Source organism: Pseudomonas sp. A25(2017) (assembly GCF_002001065.1).
In the GTDB taxonomy this organism is placed as follows: Bacteria; Pseudomonadota; Gammaproteobacteria; order Pseudomonadales; family Pseudomonadaceae; genus Aquipseudomonas; species Aquipseudomonas kilonensis.
Map to the genome: position 1 here is coordinate 86892 of NZ_MUOA01000034.1, position 18461 is coordinate 105352.

General features: G+C 61.9%; 13 protein-coding genes. 5 read left to right on the forward strand and 8 right to left on the reverse strand.

Annotation, left to right across the window (positions count from 1 at the left end):
* Nucleotides 1-281 precede the first annotated feature (281 nt).
* Complete coding sequence (locus tag B0E42_RS02410; protein ID WP_018610429.1) at nucleotides 282-1196, forward strand: GGDEF domain-containing protein; 915 nt, start codon at nucleotides 282-284, stop codon at nucleotides 1194-1196.
* Nucleotides 1193-2230, forward strand: coding sequence for an AraC family transcriptional regulator (locus tag B0E42_RS02415; protein WP_053188587.1), 1038 nt, complete (start codon nucleotides 1193-1195; stop codon nucleotides 2228-2230). Before B0E42_RS02410 ends, B0E42_RS02415 begins: the two co-directional genes overlap by 4 nt.
* A gap of 107 nt (nucleotides 2231-2337) precedes the next feature.
* Here B0E42_RS02415 and B0E42_RS02420 read toward each other — a convergent pair whose 3' ends face one another.
* The 4 genes from B0E42_RS02420 to B0E42_RS02435 form a co-directional block, all read right to left on the reverse strand.
* Nucleotides 2338-2778, reverse strand: a complete 441-nt coding sequence (locus tag B0E42_RS02420; RefSeq protein WP_018610425.1) for a CBS domain-containing protein — start codon at nucleotides 2776-2778, stop codon at nucleotides 2338-2340.
* Between the two features lie 171 nt (nucleotides 2779-2949).
* Nucleotides 2950-3336, reverse strand: coding sequence for a nitrite reductase small subunit NirD (gene nirD / locus B0E42_RS02425; protein WP_024618810.1), 387 nt, complete (start codon nucleotides 3334-3336; stop codon nucleotides 2950-2952).
* Nucleotides 3336-5897, reverse strand: coding sequence for a nitrite reductase large subunit NirB (gene nirB, locus B0E42_RS02430; protein WP_077505523.1), 2562 nt, complete (start codon nucleotides 5895-5897; stop codon nucleotides 3336-3338). The genes nirD and nirB overlap by 1 nt, the downstream gene beginning before the upstream one ends.
* A gap of 536 nt (nucleotides 5898-6433) precedes the next feature.
* Nucleotides 6434-7057, reverse strand: coding sequence for a TetR/AcrR family transcriptional regulator (locus B0E42_RS02435; RefSeq protein WP_077505525.1), 624 nt, complete (start codon nucleotides 7055-7057; stop codon nucleotides 6434-6436).
* A gap of 86 nt (nucleotides 7058-7143) precedes the next feature.
* Between B0E42_RS02435 and B0E42_RS02440 the strand changes: the two genes are divergently transcribed.
* A complete protein-coding gene (locus B0E42_RS02440; RefSeq protein WP_053179926.1) occupies nucleotides 7144-7770 on the forward strand; it encodes an NAD(P)H-dependent oxidoreductase in 627 nt (208 codons plus the stop codon).
* Between the two features lie 2 nt (nucleotides 7771-7772).
* Here the strand turns inward: B0E42_RS02440 and B0E42_RS02445 are convergent, their stop codons facing one another.
* Nucleotides 7773-9335, reverse strand: coding sequence for a murein L,D-transpeptidase (locus B0E42_RS02445; RefSeq protein ID WP_077505527.1), 1563 nt, complete (start codon nucleotides 9333-9335; stop codon nucleotides 7773-7775).
* A gap of 162 nt (nucleotides 9336-9497) precedes the next feature.
* On the opposite strand from B0E42_RS02445, the gene B0E42_RS02450 reads away from it, so the two are divergent.
* Entirely contained in the window at nucleotides 9498-10181 is a 684-nt protein-coding gene (locus B0E42_RS02450; protein WP_018610412.1) for a murein L,D-transpeptidase catalytic domain family protein, read from the forward strand.
* A gap of 80 nt (nucleotides 10182-10261) precedes the next feature.
* Complete coding sequence (locus B0E42_RS02455; RefSeq protein WP_077505529.1) at nucleotides 10262-11215, forward strand: class I SAM-dependent methyltransferase; 954 nt, start codon at nucleotides 10262-10264, stop codon at nucleotides 11213-11215.
* A gap of 54 nt (nucleotides 11216-11269) precedes the next feature.
* Here B0E42_RS02455 and B0E42_RS02460 read toward each other — a convergent pair whose 3' ends face one another.
* From B0E42_RS02460 to B0E42_RS02470, 3 genes are all read right to left on the reverse strand, one after another.
* Nucleotides 11270-16369 carry a dermonecrotic toxin domain-containing protein gene (locus B0E42_RS02460; RefSeq protein WP_077505531.1) on the reverse strand — a complete coding sequence of 1700 codons (5100 nt, stop codon included), beginning with the start codon at nucleotides 16367-16369 and terminating at the stop codon, nucleotides 11270-11272.
* Nucleotides 16370-16595: 226 nt separating this feature from the next.
* Complete coding sequence (locus B0E42_RS02465; RefSeq protein WP_018610406.1) at nucleotides 16596-17198, reverse strand: LysE family translocator; 603 nt, start codon at nucleotides 17196-17198, stop codon at nucleotides 16596-16598.
* 54 nt (nucleotides 17199-17252) lie between these two features.
* Nucleotides 17253-18089 (reverse strand): AraC family transcriptional regulator, encoded by an 837-nt coding sequence (locus B0E42_RS02470; RefSeq protein ID WP_018610404.1) that lies wholly within the window; start codon nucleotides 18087-18089, stop codon nucleotides 17253-17255.
* Nucleotides 18090-18461 lie beyond the last annotated feature (372 nt).

Sequence of the window (18461 nt, forward strand, 5' to 3'; positions counted from 1 at the left end):
TTACAGGCTCAGGGAATCTGAATCACCTCTGTGGGAGCAAAGCTTGCTCGCGATGCAGGCGCCTCGATTCCCTGAAAAACCGCATCGTCTTCATCGCGAGCAAGCTTTGCTCCCACAAAATCCCCTCGCCACAATGAGATAGGTGGCGATGTCATGAATGAAAAGTTCAGACAATGGATGAGCTGATTCGACCTCCCCCACCCCGTCACCCGCCGTCACCGCACTGTCACATTCATCTGCTGTGCTGGGCCGCATTCCGCTTCTGGCAAAGGATTCCGGTCATGTTCTCCGTGCTGCGCCCGCACCGCCTCAAACTCGCCCTGCTCCTGCTGGCGGCCAACCTCGGGTTGATCCTGCACTTGGCCTGCGGCGAACTCAAACCCGTTGCCGAATGGGTCTGGCTGGACATCCTCGGCGAAGGTGGCTCGGCGCTGCTGGCGCTGGTCTGGTTGGGGCTGGTGCTGAAAAGCCGCCCGGCCGGACGGGTCACCAACTACCTGATCCTGGGCCTGGGCTGCATCTTCTTTTCCTGGTGGATCGACAGCCTCGATGAATTCATCCGCCTGCCCGACAGCATCACCTGGGACCACTGGCTCGAATCCGGGCCGATGCCGGTGGGCATGATTCTGCTGACCCTTGGTATCTATCACTGGCACCGGGAGCAACTGGCAATCAACGGGCAGATGGAGAAGCGCGAGCGGCTGTTCCGTGAGCATCGCCTGTTCGACAAACTCACGCCGTTGGGGGGCGCCGACTTTCTCAAGCACGAACTGTCCGCCAGCCTGGAAGACAGTCGACGCCGCCAGCAACCCTTGTCGCTGCTAGCCCTGGACCTGGACAACTTCACCGCCATCAACCAGCGCTTCGGCCACGGCGAAGGCGATGCGGTGTTGCAGGCTGTCAGCCAGTTGCTGGTATTGAACCTGCGGCGCCAGGATCTGCTGTGCCGCCTGGCCGGTGATCGCTTCGTGGTGCTGCTGCCCGACACCGGCGAGAGCCAGGCCCGGCGCCTGGCCCTGGAGCTGGAAATTGCGGTGCGCAGCCTGGCCCACAAGACCCGGCAACACAGCGAACGGTTGCAACTGGTCGCCAGCACGGCGGTGGTGATGGCGTTCGACGAGTCCCCCGAGGCCTTGCTCAAACGCCTGAACCTGGCATTGGCCCAGTCCCGGACCACGTTGGCGAAAAGCGCATGACGCTCAAGACGTGCTGGTACGAAACCGACAGCCGCTTCATTCCGGGGCACTATCAGCCTGCCGCGCTGATCGACCTGGCGCTGTCGCGGGACATCGACAGCCATCGCCTGCTGCGCGGCACCGGGTTGTTTCACGACGATATCCTCGCCGGACAGAGCCGCATCAGCCCGCAGCAGTTCCTCGGCCTGATCGACAATAGCCGACGCCTGCTGGATGCCAGCGACAGCAGTTTCCTGTTTGGCCAGCGGCTGTTGCCGGGGCACTACGGGCCTGCGAGCCACGCCTTGCGCCACGCGCAGAATCTGCATCAAGCCCTGCAAACCCTGATCGACCAGCAGGCGCTGCTCAGCCCGTTGGCCGCCCCGAGGCTGCTGTTGGACGAGCACTATGCCTATGTCCATTGGCTGGATAGTTGCGGCGCCGATGAACAATGGCGCTTCGTACTGGAGGCGAGCATGACCTCGATGGTGGCGATGAGCGCCTGGCTCAGCGGCGAACGCCTGCCCTGGCAGTGCAGCTTTCGCCACAGCGAACCGCGCTACGTCGAGCAATATTGGGTGCACCTGGGTGAGCACACCCAGTTCGACCGCCCCCTGGACCTGATGCGCCTGCCCCGCCACTGCCTCGCCCAGCCCTGGCCCAACGTCTCGGCCACCGCCGGCCAGGTGGCGCGGATCGAAGCCCGGGAACAGCTCGATCAACTGGGCTTCGCTTCAAGCTTCCTGGATTGCCTCTACGACTATCTGCACGCTCATGTGCAGCAGACGCCCAGCCTGGAACAGACCGCCCAAGCCTTCGCCATGAGCCCGGCAACCCTCAAGCGCAAGTTGCACAAGCACCACACCGGGTTCCAGCAACAGGTGGATCGGGTGCACACCCACGTGGCCTTGTATCTGTATCAGGTCAAGGGCTTCAGCAACGAGGAAGTGGCGCAGTACCTGCGCTTCAACGATACGGCGAACTTTCGTCGCTCGTTCAAGCGCTGGACCGGCAGTACGCCGAATCTGATCCGGCAATTGCTGATGTTGGGCTGAACTGTGGGAGCAAGGCTTGCCCGCGATGCAGGCGCCTCGGTTCACCAAGGACCGCGTTGTCTGCATCGCGGGCAAGCCTTGCTCCCACAGATAAACTCCCTATGGGTTCAATGCCCGCGAATGTAGTGCTCCAACTGCCGGATCAAATCCGCCTGCTCGACAATCGCTTCTTTCACCAGGTCACCAATGGACAGCAGGCCGATCAACTGCCCGTTATCCAGCACAGGCAGGTGCCGCAAGTGGCTGTCGGTCATGACTTCCATGCAACGGTCGATGCTCTGCTGGCTGTCGGCGGTGATCACCGGCGCGCTCATGATGGTGCGCACCGTCGTCCCCACCGATGAGCGCCCCTTGAGCACCATCTTGCGCGCGTAGTCCCGCTCGCTGAACACACCCACCACCTGGCCGTCCTCGATCACCGGCAACGCACCGACATTTTTCTCGGCCATGATCTGCAGCGCTTCGAGCACCGTCTGCTCCGGTGCGATGCTGTGGACCTGCTGGTTCTGCACACTCTTGAGTCTTACCAGTTGGGCGGCGGTTTTCATTGTTCATCCCCAAATTTCAATAAAATCTGACCCGCTGTTGTGGCCAGAGATTGCTCCCGCTCGGTTGCGCAGCGACCGCAAAAGCTTGGGGCCGCTCCGCAGCCCAGCGGGAGCAAGCTCCCTCGCCACAAAAGCACCACTACAACACCACGAACGCAGCGATTGCGCAGATCAGTCTTCGCCAATCTCCACCACATCACCATTGAGCCGCACCGGCCATACCCGCAGGCTTTGTTCCGGGTATTCCAGGCAATGGCCGTCTTCCAGGCGAAAATGCTGCTTGTACATCGGCGAGGCAATCACCAGGTCACCCTTGATGCTGCCCAGCAAGCCGCGGCCGATGACGTTCGCACCCGACTTGGGGTCGCGGTTGTCGATGGCGTACAGCGGCTTGTCCTGATGCTCGGGCAGGTACAGCAACGCCACTTGGCTGCCGTCGTGCCAGGCGACCACGCCGGAGTTGGGCACCAGGTCCTCGCGGCTGCACAGGGCACGCCATTGCGCCGGTTCCTGGGCGACATTGCGGGCGGGAATACGAACGACGTTTGACTGGCTCATCAGAGCACCTCCTCGGTAACGGGAATCAGGTGGAGTTCGTGGGCGTGAACCGGCCGGCGCTGGCCGCGTTCCCTGACGAAATGAACATCCGGATCGCCGCGCCCATCGTTGACGAAGGTGCGGAAACGCTTGAGTTTGTCCGGATCCTTGAGGGCGTTGGCCCATTCGCATTCGTAGCGGTCGACCACCAGTTGCATCTGGGCTTCGAGCTCGGCGCCCAGGCCCAGGCTGTCGTGGATGATCACGTCCTTGAGGTAGTCCAGGCCGCCTTCCAGGCTTTCGCGCCAGACCGAGGTCCGTTGCAGTTTGTCGGCGGTACGGATGTAGAACATCAGGAAGCGGTCGATGTAGCGGATCAGCGTGGCGTCATCCAGGTCCGTGGCGAACAGCTCGGCGTGACGCGGGCGCATGCCGCCGTTGCCGGCCACGTAGAGGTTCCAGCCCTTCTCGGTGGCAATCACGCCGACGTCCTTGCTCTGGGCCTCGGCGCACTCGCGGGTGCAACCGGACACCGCGAACTTGAGCTTGTGCGGCGAGCGCAGGCCTTTGTAGCGATCCTCGATGGTCAGGGCCATCTGCACGCTGTCCTGCACGCCGTAGCGGCACCAGGTGCTGCCCACGCAGGATTTCACCGTGCGCGTGGATTTGCCGTAGGCATGCCCGGTTTCGAAACCGGCTTCGATCAGCTCGGCCCAGATGTCCGGCAACTGGTGCAACTGGGCGCCGAACAGGTCGATGCGCTGGCCGCCAGTGATCTTGGTGTAGAGGTCGTATTTCTTGGCGACCACGCCGATGGCGATCAGCTTGTCGGCGGTGATTTCCCCACCGGCGATACGCGGTACCACCGAGTAGGTGCCGTTTTTCTGCATGTTCGCCATGAAGGTGTCGTTGGTGTCCTGCAACGGCACCAGGGACGGGTCCATGATCGGCTGGTTCCAGCACGACGCCAGGATCGAGCCCACTGCCGGCTTGCACAGGTCGCAACCGGTGTGACCACGACCGTGCTTGGCCAGCAGTTCGTCGAAGCTGATGATGCCTTCCACCCGCACCAGCGCATACAACTCCTGGCGGGTGTAGGCGAAATGTTCGCACAGGCTCTTGTCGACGCTGACGCCGCGGGCAGTCAACTCATGCTCGAACACTTGCTTGACCAAGGCCGCGCAACCACCACACCCGGTACCGGCCTTGGTGTCGCATTTGAGCTGGCCCAGATCAGTGCAGCCACCGTCGATGGCCGAGCAGATCGAGCCCTTGGTGACGTTGTGGCACGAGCAGAGGGTGGCGGTTTCGGGCAACGCCGCCGGGCCCAGGGTCGGGGCGCCTGCGGACGACGGCAGGATCAGGCTGGCAGCGTCCTTGGGCAAGGCGATACCGTTCTGCATGTATTGCAGCAAGGTGTCGTAGTAGCTGTTGTCGCCCACCAGCACCGCGCCGATCACGCGTTTGCCATCGGCGTCCACCACCAGTCGCCGGTAGCTGGCGCTGGTTTCGTCGATGAATTGGAAGCTGCGCGACCCCGGGGTGTTGCCATGGGCGTCGCCGATGGAGCCAACGTCCACACCGAGCAACTTGAGCTTGGTCGACATGTCGGCGCCGGTGAAGGCTTCAGCGCTTTCGCCGCACAGCCGGGCCGCGACATTGCGGGCCATTTGGTAACCCGGGGCGACCAGGCCGAAAATGCTGCCGTTCCAGGCCGCGCATTCGCCGATGGCGTAGATGTCTGGGTCGCTGCTCTGGCAATGGTCGTCGATCACCACGCCACCGCGCGGGCCGATCTGCAGGTTGCTATGACGAGCCAAGGCATCCTGGGCACGGATACCGGCGGAAAACACGATGAGGTCGGTTTCCAGGAAATCGTCGTCGCCGAAGTTCATCCGATAACGGTACTGTTCACCGGCGCTGATGGACTGAGTGCCCTTGGACAGGTGCACGCCGACGCCCAGCTTCTCGATACGGGCCTTGAGGGCCAAGCCGCCCTGGATATCCAGTTGCACCGGCATCAGCCGGGGGGCGAATTCCACCACATGGGCTTCAAGGCCCAGGGTCTTCAGGGCGTTGGCCGCTTCCAGGCCCAGCAGGCCGCCACCGACCACCACGCCACGACGGGCATTGCTGGCAGCAGCGCGGATCGCGTCCAAGTCTTCCAGGGTGCGATAGACCAGGCACGAATCGCCTTCGGCGCCTTCAATCGGTGGCACGAACGGGTAGGAACCGGTGGCGAGCACCAGTTTGTCGTAGTGAAGACGATCATGGGCGGTCACCACCTGATGCGCGTCACGGTCGATTTCCAGCACCGGCACACCCAGGTGCAACGTCACGCCGGGGGTCTGGTACAACGACGCTTCGCCAAGGGCCAGGGACTCGGCATCGCGACCCGAGAAGTACTCGGACAGGTGCACACGGTCGTAGGCACGCATCGGCTCTTCGCTGAACACATGCACACGGTAATGATTGAGGGCACCGCGCTCGATCAGTTGCTCGACGCAGTGATGGCCGACCATGCCATTGCCGATCACGATCAGCGTTTGCAGCTTGTTCAGAGAAGCAACGTTGGAATTCATAAAAAGCACCCGACAAAAGCCCATCACGATTTTGAAAGCAAAAAAAAGACGCCTGAAACCTTGCGGTTCCAGGCGTCTTTGCCTGTTCTGTGCGGTATCGGCCCGGCGACTGCGCCCTGACCTACCGTTGTCCCCCGACCTGCTGGCACTCGATCTTCGTTGACCGACGGGGCTGCCCACTCGACTGTGTTCGCGGTGGGCCTGGATAGCCTCTTGCAGCGAGCGTGCCAAACCTGCGTCCCCCCTTATTCACGCCCTCCCGTTCACCCACAATCCCCTGTGGGAGCGGGCTTGCCCGCGAAGAGGCCAGCTCAGTCACCGCAAGCTGACCGGCGCCCACCTCCGCTGCGCAAGCATCGCCAACTGCCTTGCGATGGTGCGATCACCCCGCCTGCGGCTTCATAAAAGTGCAGCCCGCCCTCAGGAGGGGCTTGCTTTCGATATCAGTCGGTCAGTGGGTAAAGATGCCGGATGTGCCGCCGCCATCGCGAGCTCGCTCCCACAGAGGTAAGTGGTGAGCTCGCGATGGCGGTGGTTCAGCTTGAAAGGGTGTCGACGGTCCTGTTCACCATCGCAATGATACTGACAAGAAGTTCTTCCTTCGCCTCGCCAGCGCTGATCTCCCCGGTGGCAGCGGCATTGGACAGGGCCTCCGCCGCTCCCAGCATCGCCCGCAAACCGGCCTGGGCGATGCCTTTCGTGCCGGCGAACGGTTCCAGCACGGCGCGGCACTTGTCGAGGAAAATCCCCTCGTATTCGCGCTTGATGCGTTCCAGTTCCGGCGAGCTGGTCAATGCCGCGATCACCCCGGGAATCTCCCGACCTTGCAACAGCACGCACTCGACGTAGGAAGAAGCAATCACCGCCGCCCGGCTTTGCAGGGTCGCGTCGCTGGCGTCCAGGGCCGCGTCCATCAACGCGGTCTGGCGGGCGTCGAAATCCTGGTACAGCGCCGCCAGCAACCCGGACCGGGTGATGAAGTGGTCGTAGACGATGGGCTTGGTCACCCCCGCCTGATCCGCCAGCCGAGCCAATGTCAGGGCGTCGCTGCCCTCCTCCCTCACCAGTCGCCAGGCGACATCCAGCAATTGTCGCTGCCGGTCATGCCGGGATAAACGACGACGAGGTGAAGATTGCGGATTTTCGTCAGTGCTTGACATGCTAACTTTACCAACCGTAACTTACTAACCGTAACTTAACCCAGCATACCTGTCTTCCAGACTGCGTGACCAGAAGGAGTTTCGCCATGCATGCATTGATCGTTGTGGCTCACCACGACCCTCGTTCCCTCACCCACAGCCTGGCCGGAAAAATCGCCGAGGGCATCACCCGCGCCAACCCCGCCGATACGTTCGAGATCGCCGACCTGGCCGCCGAAGGCTTCGATCCGCGCTTCAGCTTCGCCGACCATGCCGTTCACCACCGCGAAGCCTTGCCGCCCGCGGATGTGCTGGCCGAACAAGCCAGGATTGATCGTGCCGATACGTTGGTGCTGGTCTATCCGATTTACTGGTGGTCCATGCCGGCGCTGCTCAAGGGCTGGATCGACCGGGTGTTTTCCAACGGCTGGGCATTCGATTTCAGCCTCGACAAGCCGTTTGTCCAACAACTGCAGCACTTGCGGGTGCACCTGGTGGCAGTTGGCGGCGCCGATGCCGACAGCTTCCAGCGCCACGGTTACGGCGAGGCGATGACCACGCAGATCGACCATGGCATTTTCGATTACTGCGGCGCCCGCGTGGTGAGCTCCCAACGTTTGCTCGAATCGGAAACCGTCGATCCGCACCAGCATTTGCAGGCCGCTAGCGTTATCGGCCAGCGGCTGTTCACGACGCTCGACGAGACCACGCACGCCGCCACCGCCTGCGCGTGACCTCAGAGTGCTCGACCCCGGGCAGCAGACAGTGTCGCGTCACGAGCATAGATATCCGGGATGTACAACGGCTGGCCCTGGCTGTCCGCTTGTGCTGTCCAGTACCCCAGCAGGATCGGCACGGGCCGGGCCAACCGGAATTCATGGGTCGTCTCGGTGGCCAGCAGCGTATCGGTACGCGCGCGTTCGGCCGGGCTTACCAGCAGGTCGCGCAAGCTCATCACTTGCTCGATCCGCACGCAGCCTGAACTGAAGGCTCGCGGGCCTTTGCTGAACAGCGCCTGGCTCGGGGTGTCATGCAGGTACACCGAGAACGGATTGGGAAAGCGGATCGCCATTTTGCCCAACGGGTTCTTCGGACCTGGATCCTGGCGCAGCATGACGTTGCCCGGGTGCTCCCAGTCGATATCCTCTGCCAGCAACGGCAGGCCTTCACTGTCGAGGATCCGCAGGTTATGACGGGCGAGAAACTCCGGATCGCGGCGAATCTCGGGCAGTTTGTCTTCACGCATGATGGTCGGCGGAATGGTCCAGGTCGGGTTGAGCGTCAGCCGGGTGACGTGGGATTTGAGCAACGGTGTCTGCCGTTGCGCTCGGCCCACCTGGGTGCGGGTTTGCCAGACTGGCGCGCCGCCTCGATAAACCGTCAACTGGGCCGCCGCCACGTTGACCAGGACACTATCGTTCTCCACGTCCTGGGCCAGCCAGCGCATGCGTTCCAGATTGATGCGCAACTGCTCGCGACGCGTGGCCGGGCTGACGTTCAGCTCGGTCACGGTCCACGGCCCCACCACGCCATCGGCCTGCAGCGAATGCTGGGTCTGGAAGCTTTTCATCGCGTCCACCAGCGTGGGACTGTAGTGCTCATCAGTCAGCAGCGGCGGTGTACTCAGGTAGCCCTCGCTGAACAGTCGCTGGGCCAGGGCCGGTACGCGGGCGTCCTGCTTGTCCGGTTGCAGCAGCGGTCCGCCCGGCACGGGCTGCCAGTCGGATAGAGGCTGTTGCCGCAGCCGGGCATAGAGGCCACGCAGGTTGCGATAAAGGTCCAGGTTCGGCCGGGCCTGTTCAAAAGCAGCGGCGACGTCCCGCAGGCCGAGGCCGGCGATGGCCAGCACCACGGCCTGATGATCCTGCGGTGGCGGGTTGGCCTTCCATACCGGCTCCAGCCGGGCTTGGGGCAGGTAGCCGAAACGCAGGTCATGCAAGGCTTGCAGGTAGCGCTGGCTGATGGCGATGTCGACGCAGTGAGCGCCCTGGGCTGCCCCCTCGACCGGCAGGCCATAGCGTGTTGGATCCAGGCCGTCATCGGCCAATTGTTGCAACTGGACCTGCAACGCCCCCCGTCGTTCGTCGTCCGACCAGATTTCCTGGCCTGCGTTTTGCTGATAGAACGCCTGCAAGTCGAGCAGCGTCGGAAAGTCGACGCCCGCCGCGACGTCCGGGCACGCGACCGCCAGTTGCGCCAGTGTGGTCTGCACGAATGCCGGATCGCTGTCTTCGGCTGTCGCGACCAATGGCGCAGTGAGCAATAAAAGGCTCAGGTAACATGCGGACTTTTTGAACAACTGCTTTACTCCAATCCATGGCCGTCTCGTTGACGGTGAATTTTGCGACAGGTACGACCCGCCATCATGCAAACAATCAAAATCGGACGGGATGCCGCTAACGAACACCACGCTGGAAACGCTTCGCCTGTACAGGGCTTTTTGCGCCGATTCTGTCTGGTCATGCTGGGCCTGGGCGTCATTTGCAGCCCGGCGCTGGCGGAAAAAAAGGCGAATTCGAAAACGCTCTACCACAGCCTCGCCTACGCAGCGCCGGAACTCAATCCCCTGGCGCTCAAAAGTGCCTTGAGCGCCATGCAATGTGCGGTCGCCAACGGTGCCAACCCAGCCCGTCACCTGGCGGTCATCGACTACTCGCAACCCTCCACCGCCCGTCGCCTGTGGATCTTCGACCTGCGCCAGAAAAAGCTGGTGTTGCGCGACCTGGTGGCCCATGGACAAAAGTCCGGGGAAAACTTCGCGACACAATTTTCCAATCGCCTGGGCAGCTATCAGTCCAGCCTGGGCCTGTTTCGCACCCAGGAAAGCTACCAGGGTGCCCACGGCTATTCGCTACGCATGGACGGCCTGGAGCCGGGTTTCAATGACCAGGCCCGTGATCGGGCAATCGTGATCCATGCCGCTGACTACGTGAACCCGTTGTGGAGCGTGCGCCAGGGACGCATCGGGCGCAGCCAGGGCTGCCCTGCCGTACGCCCCCAGGTGGCGCGCCAGGTGATCGACAAGCTCAAGGGCGGTCAATTCATGTTTTCCTGGTACCCGGACCCGGGTTGGCTCAAGCGTTCGGCCTATCTCAATTGCCAGCCGCAACAGGTGGCGAGCATTCTGGCTACCAGCGGCGGTTAGATGGCACCTTTGTGGCGAGGGGATTTATCCCCTCGCCACAGGTTAAAATGCCGGCCTTTCGAATCCCTGGCGTTGTCTGAATGAATTGCGTAGCCCTTCAAACCCTTCACGACCATTTGCTGACCGCCCTGGAATCGGTGCCGGAAGAAACCCGGCGCCTGTTCCATGGCCGCGGACGCTGCTGGCCAGGCCTGGAGCAGATCACGGTTGACTGGTTGCAAGGGGTGGTGCTGGTCTCGCTGTTCAAGGAGCCGGAACCCACGCACCTGGACGATTTGATCGCGACACTGCTGGCGCTCACTACGTCGCCGGCCTGGCAACACAGCAAGGCCCATACACTGGCGGTGCAGCACCGCTACCTGCCGCAAAGCCTCACCCAATGGCTGGTGGGCGAGCCCATTGACGAATGGACCCTGACCGAAGGCGGCCTGCATTACCGGATCGACCTGGGCAAGAAGCAGAACAACGGCCTGTTCCTCGACATGCGTTATGGCCGCGACTGGGTCCGGGCCAACGCCGAGGGCAAACGGGTACTGAACCTGTTCGCCTACACCTGCGGTTTCTCGGTGGCGGCCATCGCTGGCGGCGCGCAGCATGTGGTCAATCTGGACATGTCCCGCGCAGCCCTGAGCCGAGGCCGCGACAACCATCGACTGAACGGCCACGACCTGAGCCAGGTGAGTTTCCTCGGCCACGACTTGTTCAAGTCCTGGGGCAAGGTGATCAACAGTGGCCCGTACGACCTGGTGATCATCGATCCGCCGACCTTCCAGAAAGGCAGCTTCCTGCTGACCAAGGATTACCAGCGGGTATTGCGCCGCCTGCCGGAACTGCTGGCCACCCACGGCACGGTGCTGGCTTGCAGCAACGACCCGGCCACCGGCCCGGACTTCCTCATCGACGGCGTTACCCGCGAAGCGCCCGGGCTGGTGTTCGAAGCGCGCCTGGACAATCCGCCGGAGTTTCCTGACGCCGATATGGCTTGCGGGTTGAAAGCATTGGTTTTCAAGTCGGCGACGCCTGGCGCGGGATAACGCATGCGAAGAGACCCGCCGCGACGGGCCTCTTCATCTTATGCGTGTGAGAGACTAGCGCGGTCGCAGCGGCCACCAAGGGTTGACCAGGTCTGCTGTTATTCGCCGTACCAGGGCCTCGATTTGCTGACTTCTGACCGAACGGTAGATCGCCATGGTTCGTCGTAGCTGGTCTTCGGTAAGGGTCACCGGTTGACCAGCGGTCCACTCTACATCCGCCACCGGTTCGAGGGGCGTGCGGCGCCAGACGTGCTGATCGCCTTGTGTGACTGGCTCCCATGCACTAGGCAGGTCGGCATCCGGTCGTGCAAGGTTATCCAGCAGCACCTGGGGCCAACTGGACGGGTTCACGGACTCGCTGTAGGCATCGATAATCGTTTCGTCTACCCCCGCCCAGGCCTCCAGACCTTCGGCCCAAGCCTCGGACATGATCCCGAGATAAGGCCGCCAGATCATTTCCCCGACCCGAGGATTTTGATCGTTGTTATTGAAGGTGTCCTGTGCATCGCTGAGCCAGTTGATGAAGTGTTCCCGGGTCATATGGGGCTGTCGCTCCAGCGCATCGGGAAAACGCTCAATCTGCACGTGAGTCCAATAAGTGTATTGGTCCACCAGGAAACTTGCGAACGGCACACTTTGCTGTGCCAGACGAGCCCGTAGAACCGACTCGAACATCATCATGTGCAGTTCTAATTCCCAGATATTCGGTTTTAACCTGTCCAGGGTACGGTCCCGCAGGCGCACGCGCAGTTCGGTCATCCGCTGATCGAAATCGGTAACTGCCGTTGATAGGGGCTCATTCGCGTTTTGATACCCGATGAAATGCTCCAGAATGAAGGCACCCCTTGTACGAACCTGGAAGGTCAAGCCCAATGCCGTACGGCGATCCGAGTCACGCATCATCCCTGAAAACCAGTCGATGAACTCACGGTTTACGGCATCGTCGCGGGCGGCTTCCAGTGCGCTCCGTAGTCCTGGGTTGATATACAACCAATCATCGATGGTGTATCTGAAAATTCCGTTATCCCACTGGTGAAGTGCGTTTATTTGTACGCTGGGCAGCGGGTTGTCGTCGAGCAACACGCCAACGCTGCCCCCTTGCAGCCGCTCAAGAACAGGCAGCAGGTCGTCCTGAATATCGGTGATGTTATTGTTGCTGAGATCGATACTGTCGACCTCTTCAGCCGATGGCCTCGACAGCATCGCCAACGCCAGCGCCGGTACCCGCGTGAGCCCCGTGTCGGACAGCTCCAGGTCCCGGAGTGCAACAAGCTCAGGCAAGTCTGGCAAATCCCTGCAATTATTGCCGTTGAGGCTCAGGTCCTCCAGGGCGGTGGCGCTTCGCAGGAATTGACTGCCCTCCTCATCCAGGCGCAGGCCGCAGCGCGACAAATCCAACGAACTCAATTGAGGTAAAGCGGTGATGGCTCGCAATTGCTCCTCGGTAAAATGGATGTTGTCGCTCCAGGACACCTCACGCAACGATGGAAGCTCGGCCAGACGGCCGATAGCACTGACCGCCATCCCGGTGTTGCTACGGATTCCGGACAGGTCCAGGATTTCCAGCTGTGGAGCCAAATCGGGGCCGAGCAAAGGGGCGAATACATCAGCGGTCAGGGCGAGCGGGTTTGCGCTCAATGAGAGCTCCATCAGCCCACGCAATTGGCCGGCAGCCAGTGGGATTGCAGTGAGTTGATTACCCTGCAGGTGCAACGTATCGATATTGGGAAACAGGCGCAAAAAGTCCGAAGGGTCTTCGCTCAGGCCCATGTCTATCAGAACCAACTCTTCGATGTGTTCAAAACCCACACTGATCGGCGGCAAACGGCCAATGTTTTGCCCCCCCAAGCGCAATGCCATGTCGCTGCCTTCGTTACCGGGATCCGGCACACGCCGCCAGGCGCTACGAATTTGCGCAGCCACAGCCCTACGCTGTGAAAGCCGAACCTCGACATCGACGCTGCCCTCGGCTGGGTGATGTAGCTCTTGATGCGTCTCCCATTGCTGCAGCTCATTGTCAAGCGTCGTCCATTCATTTTCCAGCCGAGTGACAAAGCTCTGCAACTCGACGCCCTGGCTCCTCGCCTGCTGGGCCAGGGTATCTTTTAGCATCTCAAGATCAGGCCCCGCATAGCTAGGATATAGCTGCTCGAGACGCTCCGAGAGCCCATGCCGCCAGGCCATCAGCGGGAGCCGTCCACGTCCGCTGGCCGGATAACCCAGGCGTCCATTAATCCATTGCAGACGAGCCCCGCTCGTGTCGAGGCGCCTTATCATCAAATAGGGACGCAACCCTTGCCGATCATCCAGGGCTTGGGCAAGCAAGCGGGTCCGAAGCATCGTCCCTTCCCAGATGTTCAAGCCCAGCGCTTGCCGTGCGTCGTCCGGCATCGCCCTGAGCAATGCGTCTTCCAGGCCCAACGCATCAGCGAGCTCGTTCCCTTCATCGTCAAAGGGCCGGTACAGCTCGCCTTCCTGGCGGATGATCTTCCAGGGCCCCGCCTCGCCCACCTCGATTGGACTCAGGGCTTCGCGCAATAACAGACGCAGCCGCACCCGGCTCTGCAATTGGGGAGTGCGCCCCACCAGGCCCATGACGATACGATCCCGGTCGGCACTGCTTTCGCCGCGCTCCAGATCGCGCAAGGCACGGGAGAGGCGCAGCTCACGCAGCGCCTCGGCGCACTGGCTACCAAGGCCCGCACTCACGCGCCCTTCCCGCAGGCGTACACGGTCCTGTCCCACCGATTGGCTGGCAAGCTCAGTGGCCATTGATTCTGGCAGGCCCGGAAAATCCCGCACCAGGGGGGCTGCCAACGGATCGAGCCCAGTGGGGCGGGCCATACCGGCAATGATCCGTTTCGTATTGTTTTCCAACTGCCGGGCCCAAAGTCCGGCAAGCCGACGGCTGCGCTCCAGCGCGCTCAGGCCGAAGCTGTTTTGCCCCAACAGTGCAGCCTGTTCATCGATGCTGAAGCCGGCCAGGATGCGGCTCGCCCAGGTATCATCCTCCAGGTCCGATTCGGTCAGCAGAAGGCTACGCCTGCTGGTTGCATTGCCCAGGGAGTAAAGCTGTTCTCCGTCGTTGTAATGCACTGCAACCCCTTCAGGCCAACCCGGCAGTTCGAGCAAAATTTGCAGGGTACGAAAATGCACCCGGCCTGGCGCCTTATCGAGGTTCAATTGCTCAATGGTATGTCGCACCCATCGCCAATTGCGTGCTTCAGCCAAGGCATCGGACAAGATCGCCGGCATCGGGTGTCCCTCGACTTGCAGATGCCGCAAATGCGCCTCGCTGATGCCGACCTGTCGTTGCACTGCAAGGATTGCACTGTCGTCGAGTTCGCTCGGCGTCTCGGCAAAATTGTGCAGCAATTGCAAGTTGCTTCGTTGCAAGGGATTTCGATGCGCCCACTGCCAGCCGCGGGTACGACTCCACTCCAAGGGCGGCCTCACGCCTCGGTGCCCGGCAGGCAGGCGCAGCGCCAGGTTGTCGCCCGCACCACGCACCTCGAAATAACGCTCCTCGACTTGCACCCAGGCGTCGTCTGCCGTGCGCCAGACACCCCAGGCGTCCTGCACAGCCTCCACTGGCGGCAGCCGCCGTGCCGCGAAAGGCTCGACATCGCCGTTCCACAGGCGCGTGCTCCCGTCACTGACCGGCATGGGTTCGATGACCGCGCCTACGAATCCCAGATAAGCACCTTGGGCAATCCCGAACAGTACATTGAAGATATGTTCGATGGCTTCCTGGGAATGGCCTTCGTTGAAAGCCTGGATACCCTCGAAAATTTCATACACCAGGCGAACGCCCCCTACTACCGCAGCGGCCATTCCGATAGGGGCGAAGAACGGAAAAAAGACCGCGGCGAGCATCAGCGAACGTTCGACAAGACCTTCCCAATAAGCAAGACGAGCCAGCAGCGCCTGCCAGTCGAGATCTTCGGTCGGCACCATCAGCGCTGCGGCATTTGTCAAGGTATTGCCGCGCCATTCGTGGTAGTAGGCATGCCAAGGGTCAACGCGTAGATCCCTCAGGCTCCAGGTCACCCTCGGAACAGGGATCCGAATGCGCCTACGACTGCCGTCCTCGCCTCGCTCGCCATCGCGCCAGCCACTGATCCGGCCATAAATCTCCTGGATCAAGTTCGGGTGAGGCTCTACTCTCCATTCCACTTGATCATGCAAGGCCTCACCCAGTTGGGCCTGCAAGCGCAGCGGGAAATAACGCATCAGGCTCTGGCGATAGCTGCGTTGGCGGATCCTGGCGGTCAGTTCCGCCGACATGGCTTGCAAACTGGGGAACTGCCTCACGGGTGCAATCGGATCATGAGGGATGTGCAAGACGATCGGTCGCACCCCATTGGCGTCTCCTTTCACCCCCCAATACACCCGGGCGCCGAACAGTGGCACCGATAAAAATTCGAGCGACTTGATCTCACAGGCCAAAGGGACAACAGGCTTGTTCTCAAGGTGCACGCCGGCATCGGCCAGCAGCCGTTCGCCGACATCATCGAGGCGCCCGTCCAGTTTCGCCTCGTAAGCGTCGTGGGCCAGGAGGCTGCGGGCATACGCCATGTAGGCGCTCGCGACAGTAGGCACCGTGCTGCGGATGCGAGGCAATTTGCGTTCAAGTGCCTTGCGGTAAGCGCCCCCCACGTTCGCGCGGCGACAGATGCGCGCGAACTCGGCCGGCGTCGTGGGCAAAACCACAGAGTCCACCGGGACATCCCACTGGTAGAACTCTTGCGGATTACCTTGGATGAAAAGCTGGCCTTTTTTATCGAAATCGCTGTCGGTGGCGGCATCGGCAGGCGGATAGTTGCGCATTGCCGCTTCGATCAGTGATTGCGAAGGGGTATATGGAGCGCGCTTGACTCGTGCCCGGCGCACTGCGTCGACGGCAATACGAGTGCCATCGACAGGGCCGCTCACGACTTCCCAGGCTTGCACCTCCGGTTGGGCGGCCAACACGTCATAGGTAAAGGTCTGCGGTACAGGAAGATCAACCAACAGTGCGTTGAGTGCATCGCTATCGCGCTGCAGTTGTTGGGTAAGGACCTTGAAGCGTTCCTGGTGAACCCGGGACGCTCGTTTCAACCAAGCGGGTAGCCTGGCTTGGATAAATTCAATATGAGTCTCTGGGGCAGACATGAGAAACCTCCTTCCTTGGAGTTGATTGGTTGTTCGAGCGCGAAGAAGCGCCTGCGATGCTCTCGAAAACAAGCGCTCTTTGAAATCATCCAACCGTTGCAAGGGGTTGCGAGGCGTGTAGGGATGTATTTGCATGGCGTGGGGACGGGAAACAGGGGCGGTACAAGGTCCGACTCGGCCGGCAACCTGGAGGTTTCGAGAGAAAAGTTACAATTCTGTCAGCCGCTCAGACCACCAGCGTCAACCACGCCGACACCAGCAGCATCACCGCCATGACCCGATTGAATCGGCCCATCGCCACGGCCGAACGGCAGAACCTGGCGGCGCCGCGGCCCAGGTAGGCCCAGGCGGTCATGCACGGGATCGAAATGGCAAAGAACGCCAAGGACAGCCAGAGGACCCGCACGGTGCGGTCGGCCTCCGTCCCCGCGAAGACGCTGACCACCGCCAACGCCATCATCCAGGTTTTCGGGTTCACCAACTGCAAACCGGCAGCCCCCGCCAGACCCAGCCGCGGGCCTTCGACCGGCCGGTCCGGGTCGATGGCCTGGGCCGGGGCGCTGAAAATCTGCCAGGCCATCCAACTCAACCAGGCGATGCCCGCCCATGAGAGCAGCGTCTGAATCGTGGCATGGCGCGCCAGCACGTCCCCCAACCCGGTGCCGACCAAAAGCACCAGCAAGGCCGCTGCCGTGCAGGCACCGAGGATGATCGGCACAGTGGTTGCCAAGCCGAAGCGCGAGCTATGGCTCAGCACCAGGATATTGGTCGGGCCCGGGGTGATGGAGGCGACAAACGCGAACACGGCAAACGGCAGTAACTGGTCCATTGAGCAACATCTCGGTGAATGATCGATCGCTTGATCATCCCCATGAAGCCGTGATCAGTCTGGAACAATTGAGCAGCGCTTGCGGTAGTCCGCCGGGCTCAGGCGATAGGCGCGCTGGAACCAGCGGCCCAGGTGGCTTTGGTCGGCAAAACCGAGCATGGCCGCCACTGCCACGGCACTCTCGCCACGCGCCAGCAGGCGCCGGGCGCGGGCCAGGCGCAACTGGATCAGATAGGCATGGGGCGCCAGGCCAAAAGCCGCCTTGAACGCACGGGTCAGACGGAAACGATCCACGCCGGTGACCTGCGCCAGGTCATCCAGGCCGATGTCTTCGCTCAGGTGACTGTGCAGATAATCCCGGGCCTGCTGCGCCACCAATGGCAGCCGCGGATCCGGGTTGATCCGCGCCCGCCAGTGCAGGTGTTGGGTCAGGTTGGCCAACAGCGTATCGAGGGCCGTCTGGCGCACGATGCGAATCTCCTGCTCGTGCAGGCTCTGGAAAGCCATGGCCGTGGCACTCGCCAGCCGCGCATCGTCGGTCAGGGTCGCGGCAAACCCCAACTGGGCGTTGTCCGGTGCCACGTCGAACAAGGAACGCAATTCGCGCTCCAGCCATTGAGGCTCCAGGTACAACGTGCGGTAGGTAAACCCGTGGTCGTGGGGGGCATTGCCGTCATGCAGCTCGCCGGGCTCGAGCAGGAACACTTTGCCCGGCGTGCTGTTGTGCTGCTGGCGCCGGCAATGAAACTGCTGCACCCCCTGCTCGGTCACGCCCACCAGATAGGCATCATGCCAATGGGGATCATAGGCATGCCCCTCGAAATGCGCGCGCACGGTCTCGATCCCGGACGTGGCGTCCTGCTTGAGATCGATCCAGTTGCGCGCCGTCATGCCCTATCCTGCTTGGTGAATGTGCTCTTGGCAGATTAACTGCTGATGAGGAGAGTGTCTGGAAGATTTGTGCAGGCCTTGTGGAATTCGGGTCTGCTCACGATGGTGTTCGGTCTGTAGATGCATCTGTGACTGACCCACCGCTATCGCGAGCAAGCTTTGCTCCCACAGAAAAAACGCGGTCTCCACCAAGAACCAGGTCGGCTATCAGGCCGCCTCGTGGTGGACGTTGATCTCGGACGCCCCGTTAACCACGATGGCCGAACGCAGGCATTGTGGAGTGGGCATCCCGGCATGGATGCCGGGATAGCCGCGCTGGGCCATGGATGGCCCTTCGCGGCGGGCCCACGGAGCAATGCCGGAGTGAGGGCA